At 49.1% G+C, this 12,454-nt stretch carries 7 protein-coding genes; 4 read left to right on the forward strand and 3 right to left on the reverse strand.

Features of this window, described 5'->3' with window-relative positions; translation table 11 throughout:
• Nucleotides 1–28: 28 nt before the first annotated feature.
• From Q4563_RS06950 to Q4563_RS06960, 3 genes are all read left to right on the forward strand, one after another.
• A complete protein-coding gene (locus Q4563_RS06950) occupies nt 29–1,387 on the forward strand; it encodes an efflux RND transporter periplasmic adaptor subunit (protein WP_303604060.1) in 1,359 nt (452 codons plus the stop codon).
• Nucleotides 1,384–4,503, forward strand: a complete 3,120-nt coding sequence (locus Q4563_RS06955) for an efflux RND transporter permease subunit (RefSeq protein WP_303604061.1) — start codon at nt 1,384–1,386, stop codon at nt 4,501–4,503. Before Q4563_RS06950 ends, Q4563_RS06955 begins: the two co-directional genes overlap by 4 nt.
• 1,488 nt (nt 4,504–5,991) lie before the next feature.
• Entirely contained in the window at nt 5,992–6,672 is a 681-nt protein-coding gene (locus Q4563_RS06960; RefSeq protein WP_303604062.1) for a hypothetical protein, read from the forward strand.
• An 86-nt stretch (nt 6,673–6,758) separates the two neighbouring features.
• Here the strand turns inward: Q4563_RS06960 and Q4563_RS06965 are convergent, their stop codons facing one another.
• From Q4563_RS06965 to Q4563_RS06975, 3 genes are all read right to left on the reverse strand, one after another.
• Complete coding sequence (locus Q4563_RS06965) at nt 6,759–7,076, reverse strand: CcdB family protein (RefSeq protein ID WP_303604063.1); 318 nt, start codon at nt 7,074–7,076, stop codon at nt 6,759–6,761.
• The gene (locus Q4563_RS06970) at nt 7,076–7,321 is read right to left on the reverse strand and encodes a type II toxin-antitoxin system CcdA family antitoxin (RefSeq protein WP_303604064.1); all 246 of its coding nucleotides are present in this window, start codon (nt 7,319–7,321) and stop codon (nt 7,076–7,078) included. The genes Q4563_RS06965 and Q4563_RS06970 overlap by 1 nt, the downstream gene beginning before the upstream one ends.
• A 221-nt stretch (nt 7,322–7,542) precedes the next feature.
• The gene (locus tag Q4563_RS06975; protein ID WP_303604065.1) at nt 7,543–10,704 is read right to left on the reverse strand and encodes a TonB-dependent receptor; all 3,162 of its coding nucleotides are present in this window, start codon (nt 10,702–10,704) and stop codon (nt 7,543–7,545) included.
• A gap of 272 nt (nt 10,705–10,976) precedes the next feature.
• Here Q4563_RS06975 and Q4563_RS06980 point away from each other — a divergent pair, with 272 nt between their 5' ends.
• On the forward strand, nt 10,977–12,179 hold the full coding sequence (locus tag Q4563_RS06980; RefSeq protein ID WP_303604066.1) for an endonuclease/exonuclease/phosphatase family protein: 1,203 nt from the start codon (nt 10,977–10,979) through the stop codon (nt 12,177–12,179).
• Nucleotides 12,180–12,454: the final 275 nt, after the last annotated feature.

Below are 12,454 nucleotides of genomic sequence, written 5' to 3' on the forward strand. Positions count from 1 at the left end.
GTGTCTTTTTTATTGTGAGCAGACAATTATGTACGGAAAAATAATGATAGCGTTGCTGGTTGCAGTCGCGCTTGGATTGGTGGGCGGCTATTATTTAGCTTCTCCCGTATCGAATACCCTATTGGCGGTGGGCGAGGCTCCCCCGCAGAGTGCCGAGGCCTCATTCGAGCCCCTGTACTGGGTGGCCCCTATGGATGCCTCCTATCGGCGCGATAGGCCGGGTAAATCGCCGATGGGGATGGACTTGGTTCCCGTTTACGCTGAAGCGGATACTTCTCACCCAGCGGATGTGACCATATCCTCCGCCGTTGAACAGCACTTGGGTTTAACAACCAGCGTAGTGACCCGGCGCACTTTAAGTCCCACGATTAAAGCCGCCGGCTTTGTCAGTTTTAACGAGCAGGCATTAACGCACTTTCATTTGCGTGCTACCGGGTGGATCTCCAATCTGTCGGTCAATGCAGTAGGCGATTCGGTGCAAGCGGGGCAAAAGTTATTTGATTTTTACTCGCCCGATATTCGCAATACACAGCAAGAGTTTTTGCAGGCACTGAGCAGTGGCAATGACAGTTTAATACGCGCCTCGCGAGCCAAGTTAATCGCCCAGGGTGTGCCGGCACAAGAGATTAACTCTGTTGCAAAAAACCGGGAAATTAAATCGGAGATCGGGTTCTATGCGCAAAGCTCCGGGGTGGTCGCGGAACTCAATGTTGCCAATGGTGCTTACGTCTCTCTGGAGCAAAATACATTATCGGTAGGGCCTTTGGATACGATTTGGGTTATTGCTGAGGTGTTTGAGCGCCAGGCCGGTCTTTTGGTTGAAGGTTTAGCGGTGGAAATTCGCTCGCGCGCCTATCCTGGCCGTCGCTGGCACGGGCAAATCGACTACGTCTATCCGGTGGTTAATCCTGCTAATCGCACCACCCGTGCGCGTATTGTGGTGAACAATGCCGATGCCAGTCTGCGGCCCAATATGCTGACTGAAATTTCTATCAGTGCTCGACAGAAAGCGCGCACACTTGCAGTGCCCAGCTCATCGGTAATACGCATAGGGCAGGGTGAGAGAGTGGTGCGCGAGGTATCCCCCGGCGTATTTCGCAGCACCGTGGTGGAAACAGGCTTGCGCGCAGAGAGCTTTACCGAAATAACGAAAGGATTGGCAAAGGGTGACAAGGTTGTTACTAATGCTCACTTCTTAATTGACTCCGAGTCGAGTATTCACCTTGAGTTGGACAGGTTATCTCAACCCGATTCGAGCACATCCCCGAGCATGGATTACAGCCAAATAAATCACAGCCAGTCGGAGCACTCGGGCATGAGCCACGGTGCGGCTGTGTCAAACACCGAGCACCCGGCTTCTCATCAAGGGCATGGGGGTGCACCATGATTCGGCGCATTATTGTCTGGTCGATTGAAAATCGCCTGCTGGTTTTATTAGCAGGGGTAGTCTTGGCGTTGGCTGGCGTGTACAGCCTGAATAAAACACCGGTGGATGCGATTCCCGATTTATCCGATGTGCAGGTGATTGTAAAAACCCACTACCCGGGGCAGGCGCCGCAAGTGGTGCAGGATCAGGTGACCTACCCATTAACCACGGCAATGCTGGCGGTACCCGGTGCGAAAACCGTTCGCGGTTTTTCCTTTTTTGGGGACTCTTTCGTTTACATTTTGTTTGACGAGGGCACAGACCTTTATTGGGCGAGGTCACGAGTATTGGAGTATCTCAACCAAGTTAGCGGTCAACTGCCTGACAGCGTGCAACCCGAGCTTGGCCCGGATGCTACCGGGGTGGGCTGGGTGTTTAACTACGCGCTGGTTGACCGTACAGGCGGCCAGGACATAGAGGCACTGACTCGGCTACAGAACTGGTTTTTGCGATACGAATTGCAAGCGGTCAGCGGCGTTGCCGAGGTGGCAACCATCGGCGGGATGGATCGCCAGTATCAGGTTGAAGTCGACCCCAACCGCCTGCGCGCTTACGGCGTACCTCCCGCCCAAGTGGTGACGGCAATACGCAGGGCCAATGCCGAGGCCGGTGCGTCGGTGATTGAAATGGCCGAAGCAGAGTATATGGTGCGAACCACCGGTTACATAGAAACGCTGGAAGATTTAAAACAAGTGCCACTGGGGGTGAGCCATCAGGGAACGGCACTGACCTTGGACGCTCTGGCGGATATTAAACTGATGCCCACAATGCGTCGCGGTATTGCCGAGCTCAACGGTGAAGGTGAGGTGGTCGGCGGGATTATCGTTATGCGCAGCGGTGAGAATGCCGCAGCCGTGATTGAGCGCGTAAAAGAGAAAATCACAGCCCTTGAGGGCAGCTTGCCGCCGGGGGTGGAAATTGTGACCACTTATGATCGCTCCAAGTTAATTTACGCAGCGGTCAGTAATCTATACCAAAAGTTGGGCGAAGAGTTTTTCGTCGTCGTCTTAGTGTGTGCGCTGTTTTTGTTTCACTTGCGCTCGGCTTTAGTGGTGTTAGTCAGCTTGCCACTGGGTATTCTCGCCAGTTTTATCATTATGCAGTGGCAGGGCATTAACGCCAATATTATGTCTCTGGGAGGCGTTGCCATTGCCATTGGGGCGATGGTTGATGGTGCCGTGGTGATGATTGAAAACCTGCACAGTCATCTTGAGCGTCATAAAAATAAAACACTGACCGCACAAGAGCGCTGGCAAGTGGTGACAGAATCTGCAGCGGAGGTGGGCCCTGCTTTGTTCTTTTCGCTGTTAATTATTACCGCCAGTTTTCTACCTGTGTTTGCGCTCGGTGCGCAAGAGGGCAAGTTGTTTAGCCCATTGGCCTACACCAAAACCTACGCCATGGCTTGCGCCGCTGGCTTGGCGGTCACCCTGGTGCCGGTACTTTTGGGTTATTGTGTGCGCGGCCGGATTGTGCCCGAGAGTAAAAACCCGGTTAACCGTTTGCTGGTGGCAGGCTACCGGCCGCTACTTAACGCGGCCTTGCGTTTTCCCAAAAGCACCATTGTTTTAGCCGCTGTGGCGATGATTGTAGGGCTCTATCCGGCGGGCAAATTGGGCAGTGAATTTATGCCGCCGCTGGATGAGGGCGACCTCATGTTCATGCCCACGACTTACGCGGGGCTGTCTATAGGCGAAGCGCGGCAAATATTGCAGCAAACAGACAAACTTATCAAAACCCTGCCAGAAGTGGAGTCGGTCTTTGGCAAAATAGGCCGGGCCGATACCGCGACCGACCCGGCACCGCTTACCATGATTGAAACGGTGATTCAGTTTAAACCGCGCAGTGAATGGCGCCCGGGGGTTGATATGGCGAGGATCAAGCGCGAACTAAATCAGCGTATTGATTTTCCAGGTCTGACCAATGCCTGGGTAATGCCAATTAAAACCCGCATTGATATGTTGTCCACCGGGATTAAAACACCGGTGGGTATTAAAATCGCCGGGCCGGATTTGAGCGTCATTAACCAGATAGGTGCTGAGCTTGAGTCACTGTTGATGCAGGTGCTGGGCACGGCCTCAGCATACGCTGAGCGGGTGTCGGGTGGACGCTATATTACTATTGATATTCAGCGCGATCAGGCCGCCCGCTACGGTTTAAATATTGCCGACATACAGACTGTGGTTCGCTCCGCCATTGGAGGCGAAAAGATCACTCAAACGGTGCAAGGTGAGGCGCGTTACCCAGTGAGTATGCGTTTCCCGCAAAGTTATCGCGACTCGCCGGAGAAAATTGCCGGTCTACCTCTGGTGACTGCAAGCGGCGTTACCCTGACGCTGGCAGATGTGGCCAATGTAACCATAGAAGATGGCCCACCGATGATTAAAAGTGAAAATGCGCGGCTGAATGGTTGGGTGTTTGTCGATATTGAGTCGAGCGATATTGGCGGCTATGTTAGCCGGGCCAAACAACACCTTGCCGGTACACTGCAGTTGCCCGCCGGTTACTCTGTGACTTGGGGCGGACAGTTTGAGTATATGCAGCGAGCGGCAGAGCGACTGACCTTAGTCGTTCCTATTACCTTGGCTATTATCGTTCTTTTGCTTTATATAAATTTTAGGCGGGTGATCCCGGTGATAATCATTTTGGTCACTTTGCCGTTTTCACTGATTGGCGCAATTGCACTGATGAGTATTTTAAACTTTCACTGGTCGGTTGCCGTGGCCATGGGGTTTATCGCACTGGCAGGTGTGGCGATTGAAATCGGGGTGTTAATGCTGGTGTATTTAGAGCTGTCGTATCAGAAGTTGTGCCAGAGCAATCAAAGCTTCAACCGGGCCCAGCTGGTGGCTGCCGTGCGCGACGGTGCGCTGCAACGTTTGCGGCCCATTGTGATGACAGCCGCGACTCTATTCGCTGGCCTGCTGCCGATTCTCATGAGCAGCGGCTCCGGTGCGCAAATTATGCAGCGAATTGCAGCGCCGATGATTGGCGGTACTGTCAGTACATTATTGCTGACGTTGTTGGTTTTGCCGGCGGTGTATCTGTTGTGGCGGCGGGGAGCCGCGAATGTTTGATGCCAGGCATCGGACATTTAGTTGTTTTCTTTTGCCCTTATTTGCAGGGCGGGCAAGTCATTCCTTCCCCTTATGATTGTGCTGAGTGTAGGTCAATGGTAGTGGTTGAGCGCACAGACAGGACGTGCCCGAAAGGCATAAACGCGCATGTGCCGGAATTCGCCCGGCAGGCGAGCTACTTCTTTGGTGAGCAAAGAAGTAGCCAAGAAACTCACCCCGCACATCTCAGCCCTTCGGGTTCCCGAATTGGAGCCAATTTTGAGGGTCGGAAAAGATCGCCCAGCCTAGGCTGCCCTCTCTGCTTTCAGCATTCACCTTGTTCCCAGCGCTTTTCCTTAATTGCACTTCCGTGTGCAATTAACCCACAAAATTAGCTCGAATTCGGCTGGATGTGATGGGGGGAGGGGACTTCGTAGCGAGTTTGGTTTTTGCGTCAGACATCAGACGTCCGACCTCAGACACTCACACCATCCATGTGCAATTAACCCACAAAATTAGCTCGAATTCGGCTGGATGAGATGGGGAGTGGGGGCTTCGTAGCGGGTTTTGTTTTTGCGTCAGACATCAGACGTCCGACCTCAGACACTCACATCATCCATGTGCAATTAACCCACAAAATTAGCTCGAATTCGGCTGGATGAGAAGGGGGAGGGGACTTTGTAGCAGGTTATGTCTTTGCGTCAGACATCAGACATTAGGCGTCAGACTTTCATTTCCCGTCAGGCATCTAAGTTTAATGTTTCGACTTCTTCGGGGGAATAAATTTTCTGCAAAAAAAGTACCGGCCGCTCCTGAGCATGTGCCGGATTTCGCCCGGCGGGCGAGGCACTTTTTACTCCAAAAAGTACCCAAAAAGCCGCCCCCGGCAACTGGCCCCTGTGGGGTGCCCTCATTCCGATTGATTTTAGTGGGCCGCATCTACTCGCCGTCCTTGGCGAGAAGATGCTTGCGCAAACCTCCTGTTTGCTTACCCACTAAAATCAACCTCCACTCGGCTCAGTGGCATGGGGGAGGGCGCTTCGTAGCAAGTTTTGTTTTTGCGTCAGACATCAGACCTCAGACTGTCTTACCCACTAAAATCAACCTCCACTCGGCGCAGTGGCATGGAGGAGGGTGGCTTCGTAGTCTATGTTTGTGTGGCAACAGACATCAGACATCCGTCTTCAGGCTGCAACTACGCCAAATTCAATGGTGTACATGAGACGGCTTACTTTCTGATCCTCGATTTCTAACCATATTTTCGATTTTTCACTGCTTTTTCATGGGTTTAAGAGTCTAAGTTCACGAGACTTAATAAACATGATACATTGCCGATTGCTGTTAAAATTGGCTTCTTTACCTTTCTGTAAAAATGCGCCAATTTAAAGGAAATAATATAAAATACAGTGAGTTTTGGCGAATTTCTAAAAGCAATCTAGGCGTGATACATTGCCAGGCGCATTTTTCAACTCGCACATTAATAAGCTGTTAAGTTTCAAGGAGGATTAGGTGGATATTTTTAATAATGCATGGGTTGTCGGTATCGGTGGAGGAATCCTTAGTGGTTTAGTTGTCACCCTAATAACTCGGTATTTATTTTCCAAAAAAGACAACAAAGAATACGCTCAAAAAATAGCAGCAGTAAACAAAGAAGTTGTGTATGCGCTAAGACCTGGGATTTCTGAAGGACATATTCCTGATATGGAAGTTCTTCATTCTTTAATTAATGCCACAGCTAGAAAATATAAGATAAATAGAGAAGATGCATATCAGGCTAAGCAAATAGCAGAAGAACTTATAAAAGAAATTATGGACTCTAGCTTTATATCGTCCGATACCAAGAAAAATTATTGTGAAACTTTAGCACATTTAGTTAACGAACAAAAAGAAGTTAGTGTGCCACTGGAAATCGAAAATGAGAGAAAACTCGTTGATGCTGAGTATCGGCAAAAACAAACTGAACGCGTAAGTAGTGTTTTGGGTTTAACTGCGGCCATGAGTACAATGGTTGTAGTTGCAACTAAAGTGCTTGATACCGATAAAGTATCCTCTCCACTTAAAAGTATTTTGGATATAACACTCCCTACATTAACAGTTCTTGTCGCCGTTATGGTGGCGACAGCAGCTATGCTCACCAGTGTTAGACTAAAAAAATTAAAAGCTGATCGTAATGAGAAAAATGAAACTTAACAAGTTGCTTAAACGGACAAAAAACAGTTGGCTTTTGCTCGTTCCTCACTATTTTAGCCAACCATTTTTAGCCGCTTAGCAAAGCGTTAAATGCCCGAAATCGCAAAATCGAGCGAACCGATAATCTCACTTCTAAAATGGGATAAGGTACCAATAGGATTTTTTAAAATTGAAGCTGGAACTGAAGACATCTGAGGCGTTAGGATTAAAAGTTGCGCGTCCTCAAAAGACACTTCGGGGGTTAATCTATCTAAGGCTTTATTTTTAAACGCCGTCTTGAGGCCTAGAGGAATTACGATCCTGCTCAAGAGATCACTCAGAAAAGGGTTTTGAATATCAAGCAAGTAAGGCAAATACTTTTTTGTAGTCTTGCTGGGGTTCGGGTATACATCAAACTGAGCCATTAGAATGGCCTAAATTCGTCGGCAAATAAGCCGTTCTCTTCTACAAAGCTATTGTAAGCTTTTATGGCCGCGGCATTTTCCCGTCTCCAGATTTCCGCCCCCTTCTCGGCTAGCTTTTGCTTAAGGGCCTGCTCTAAAGTGGCGGATAGATTCACATTAAGGTTACGTGACTTGGCGAGTAAGTCACTGTTTATGCTCAGGTTTGTTGGTTTTTTGGGAGCATTTAGGTCATATAAAGATTGCATCAAAGTGTACTCATGCGTATAGGTATGCGCACAGATTACAATATAGCATTTAACAAAGCAATCTACTGGACTTTCACGGCGTTGCTCGTTTTGCGGTTTCGGAATTCCGGGAACAGTTAACTTAATTCTCTAGGTGTTTGGTGCTGATAAACCATGAATAACGAAAAACGGAGAACAGGGTCAACCCCCATTCTCCGTTTTCCGTAAACCGTTACCCGTCTTTAGAAGTCGTAGCGGAATCCGATGCGCATTTGCCAAAGAGATGCATCGCCCACCCGTGTTGTGCCAGCGGGGTCGATGAACTCCTCGTAAACATAGCGCCCCTGTTCATCAGCGCTCATATTTACGGCGGCTTGCGAGCGTGGGAAACTGGCTTCGTATTGTACGCCCCAGTCGTCATTCATCAGGTTACCCAAGTTCTCCACAACCATATACAGCGAAGATTTGTGGCCTTCCATAATGCCAGGTAATTCCTGCTCGATTTTCAAATCGAACTTTATCCACCAGTCGCTGTAAGTTTCATTGCGATCCATAATGTCTCCGCGTGTTAAACCTTCGCTATCAACCCAGCTATAGAAGGCATCGACATCAAAATCTTCACCGTAGACAACATTCGGATCATCGGTGCCCGTAGGTATGTACAGCAGGTGACGAGAGGATCCTGAAGCGTCGCCATAATAATCTGCATCGTCAGTGTTATACGGTCTGTTGAACGTATAGCTATAAGGGCGACCTTCATTGGCGCTGCCAAATAGGGTGATGCGAGTGTTGTAATCACCAAAGAAGGCATGCTCATAGCCAACCTTTAAGGTGAAACGATGCGGGATATTATAGTTAGAGGTGAAAGCTCCTGGATTTTCGGGGTCGCTGGTCGCCAGGTTAGAGTAGTTAGAGCCCGCGGTTGAGCTGGTCATAGGGTTAATGTCTTCAGCATCAGAGTATGCATAACCGAAGGCGACTTCTAGACCGTTATCCCAAAATTTACTTACGCCTAAAGACAAAGATAGTGACTCGTGGGTGTCGTCGGCGTTTGTCAGCATATAGTCTTGGCGGCGACCATCGATGCTGTCGTAAATCGGACGACCGTCGAAGGCAGTGCCCACAGGAACTCTTGAAATGTCAGAGATGATGGCGGCGTTCTCATACTGACTATAAAGTAAGTCGGCAGATAGGGTTAATGCGTTGGGGAATGAGTAGCTGCCGCCCAAAGCGTATTTCCAGGATGCAGGAATTTCAAAGTTTGGATCAAGTATATTAACACCATAGCTTGAGCCTTGACCGTTGGCCACTGAGTCGTACAAATCCTGCGGAATATCCCAAATCGGGCGACCTTCGCCGGTGAAATCCATTTCCAGAATGGAGTTGCCGCTGCGATCTTGTACTTCAATCTGAGTTACGCCGTCGTTGGAGTAATTGTTTGACAGCCAAACATTGGGATTGCCGCCGGAATACAAACCGATACCACCGTGAATTTCCAGCGCATCGTTCAAGTTCCAGTTAAAACCTAAGCGAGGCTGAAATAAGTCAGCACCATCTAGATTTTGTGCGGAGTCGATATTGTAGGTTGTTAAGATGTCGCTGTTTGTTTTGGGAGCATCATCGCTTTCATACCAGTCGTAGCGTGCGCCAGCAATAATGGTTAGATCGCCACCTCGCAAAGAGATTTCATCTTGAAAGTACAAGGTGTTGATGGCGTACTCAAACGAAGCTGCAGCATCGGCGGATACATTGGTGCCCGCGGCATTTTCATAGGTGATGCGGAAGGGCGTTCCAGCTTCGAACTCTTCAACTGAGCCAAAGCGGTATTCACCCTGCGCTTCCTGGATAAACATATTGAAAACATCGAAGGTTTCACGCTCGTAACCAATCAAGAAGGTCTGATGATCCAAGCGATAATTGGCCGATAGTTTAAAGTTCAGATTTTCATAGCTCAGCTCATTGGCGTGGCGAGAATCATCTGCACCCAAATACACGGTCGCTTCTGAGTCGCTCCCGTCATTGTCATGGTCATTAAGAGTAGTGATTTGTACTTCGCCAAACTCAATTCCACCTAGTGGTAGCGCTCGATTTTGTACATCTTGATAGCCTACTTTTACTTCGGTTGACAAGTTGTCATTCCAGTTGGAAAAAAGTTGCAAAACGTAAGCGTTTAGTTCGGTACCGCGTTCGTAAAGATGATTTAGAAATTCCAACTCATTTGAATCACCATCTGATTCGGCAATTGAGAAGCCGTCATTGTAGTTATAGGTAAAAGCTGCGCGTTGCGAGTCTGATATATTCCAGTCAACTTTTACCAGAAGTTTTTCATCTTCAATAGGCTGGCTTGAAGGGGGTAGGCCTCCTGTCTCGTAGCCATAAATATCCCGAGCGATACGATCGATTTCGGCAAACTGTTCCTCTGAAACGCCCTCAACTGGTGTGGCTACACTCGCATCAGCTGTGCCGCGGCCAAAAGAGTCAACGCCTTCCAGCATTTCGTAAGCGGTAAAGAAATAGAGCTTATCCTTAATGATTGGACCGCCGACAGTGAAACCATAACGTTGTTCATCAAAAGCGGCTATATCCAGACTGTCACCCTCTAAGCTATCACCTAACATAGAATCATCGGTGTAATCATAAAAGAAAGAGCCGTGAAATTCGTTGTCACCGGACTTGGTTACCGCATTGATATTACAAGCACTGAAGCCCCCGTACTGGACATCAAAAGGAGCCAGCTCTACGGCAACCTGATCGATAGCGTCATACGAGAACGGCATGCGTTGCGTTGGGTAGCCGTTAGTGTTCAGACCAAACGCATCGTTCATGCGAACGCCATCTACCGTAAGGCTGTTAAATCGAGGGTTAGCGCCAGCGCATTGAATAGAATCATTATAGGCCTCATCCACATAGACTCTGGGGTCAATGCGAATGACGTCTTTAATATCACGGTTGATGGCGGGCGCAGTTGCCAGGTCTTGCAAGCTAAATTCCGCATTAGGGCCAACAACCGCATAATTTTGCTCTTGCAGGCTACCTAGCACCAAGGTTTCTTCTACTCTGGTTTCTCCTACTATCACTTCCAGTCGATAAGCGTCTCCGAGTGTTAAGTAAACGTCTTGAATAGTTCGGTTACCATTGTCTGAGCTTATCGTCACAGTGTAGGGGCCGCCAACACGAAGACCACGAGCACTGAAATGGCCGCTCTCACCTGCCATTAGTTTGCTGCGACTGTTGGATGGCTCGTGAACAACGGTGATCTTGGCATCGTTAACTGGTTGACCGTTAGCGTCTGTGACAATCCCTTGAATGGCCGAGCTGGTTTCCTGTGCAATACTTGGTAGCGCAATACCCATCGTAGCGGCAATGGCGATTGGTAATGCGTTTTTTAAAAATCTTTTTTTCATGGCAGTTTTATCCCGTTTGGTTGCTCCATGGTCGTTTGGCCAATGCGCGCACATAAAAGCCCGCCGATGCTTCGTTGGCATCAGTATTCGTGTTTGTATGGCGGGAAATTATTAGTATTGTTTGCGTGTTGGCTGGTTGACACTAACCTACGAATGCGAACATTCAGTGACTGTACTGTGACGATACCTTGACAAAACAGTGACAGAAACTTTCATGTTTATGTCATTAGCGGTCGTTACTCTAGCCATTCTTATGAGTTGGGGTGAGAACAATGAAAACGGCTAAGGGCGAGTGTCGCGGGAAAGGAAAGTTTATAGGCTTGGCGTTGGTTGCTGTTTGGGGCATGCTGTTGGTGAGTGCTTGTCAAAGTAATAACCCAACAGAGGTTTCTATGCCCATACGTGTGGCCACTTTTAATGTGAGTATGGAGGCGCGCAATTATCAATCTGACTCCGCACTGTTAAGTGATCAGGTGCTGCCCCAGGCGCTTGACGCCCGGGCTGAACAAATTATGAACATTGCCAAGGTGATTCAAACAGTTCGGCCCGATATTGTGTTGCTCAATGAGTTTGATTACAGCGCAACACCCTATGCAACCATTGAGCACTTTAAACAGCAGTTTTTGAATGTGGGGGACCAACCGGTAGATTACCCCTATGTGTACACCTCGCCGGTGAATACCGGCGAACTGTTTCCCGTCGACTTAGATGGGGACGGCGAGATCCGTCAACCCGCCGATACCTACGGTTTTGGTTATTTTCCCGGTCATTACGGTATGGTATTGCTCAGCCGCTACCCGATAGTTCACCAAGCGGTGCGCACCTTTCAAACTTTTCGCTGGCAAGATATGCCCGACGCTTTAGCGCCTGAGATTGATGGCCAGCCCTACTACCAGCCAGAGCAGTGGCAAGCGATGCGTCTCTCGTCCAAATCTCACTGGGATGTGCCGGTTAAGGTGGGTGATACTGAGGTGCATATTCTAGCCAGCCATCCCACCCCACCTGTGTTTGATGGGCCGGAAGATCGCAACGGCCGTCGCAACCACGATGAAATTAGACTTTGGTTGGATTATGTAGCGGGCAATGCCGACTATTTGTACGACGATCATGGCGCGTATGGAGGTTTGGCGCAGGGGGCTCATTTTGTGATTGTCGGGGACCTGAACGCCTCGGCAACCGAGGGAGATGGCCGCCGGGTTATGATGCAGCGCCTGTTAAACCATCCCAGAGTTTACGACCCAAAACCTGCAAGCCCCGGGGCTAGTGCGGCTCGCCCTGATCAGCCCGGCAGTGAATACCATACTGCCGCCTGGGGGATGAGGGCCGATTATGTGTTGCCATCGCAATCACTCACAGCTCAAGCCTCCGGCGTTTTTTGGCCCACGCCAGAAGAGCCGTTGCACTATTTAGTGAAAGATCGTCAATCGAGCTCTGACCATCGGTTGGTTTGGGTCGACCTTTTACTGCCTGAATGATGTTCTGAAAGCCGTAGAGTTTATGTTATGCACTAAAACACTTAAGTTGTTGGTCATTGTGCGTGAAATTCAGGGAAAATTCGCAATATTGTCGATTTTACGGACTGAGTCCGCGGCGAGGCCTGACGAGGTAAGTATAAGCTTTGGGTACTGGCGGCCTAATATATAGCCATATCATCTGTTTAATCTTTCGGCTATCTCTATTTCGTTTAATAGAAATGTTGGGTTTGGGTGGAAGTTTACGCTATCTGGTCAATACTTAAGTGACTGAAGGT

The sequence above is a fragment of the Gilvimarinus sp. 1_MG-2023 genome (genome assembly GCF_030548285.1).

Excerpts from the sequence above, each read along its gene's own strand:
- Q4563_RS06950 (WP_303604060.1), top strand. The coding sequence starts at position 29 with ATGTACGGAAAAATAATGATAGCGTTGCTGGTTGCAGTCGCGCTTGGA.
- Q4563_RS06970 (WP_303604064.1), bottom strand. The coding sequence starts at position 7,321 with ATGCAATCTTTATATGACCTAAATGCTCCCAAAAAACCAACAAACCTG.
- Q4563_RS06980 (WP_303604066.1), top strand. The coding sequence starts at position 10,977 with ATGAAAACGGCTAAGGGCGAGTGTCGCGGGAAAGGAAAGTTTATAGGC.
- Q4563_RS06955 (WP_303604061.1), top strand. The coding sequence starts at position 1,384 with ATGATTCGGCGCATTATTGTCTGGTCGATTGAAAATCGCCTGCTGGTT.
- Q4563_RS06965 (WP_303604063.1), bottom strand. The coding sequence starts at position 7,076 with ATGGCTCAGTTTGATGTATACCCGAACCCCAGCAAGACTACAAAAAAG.
- Q4563_RS06975 (WP_303604065.1), bottom strand. The coding sequence starts at position 10,704 with ATGAAAAAAAGATTTTTAAAAAACGCATTACCAATCGCCATTGCCGCT.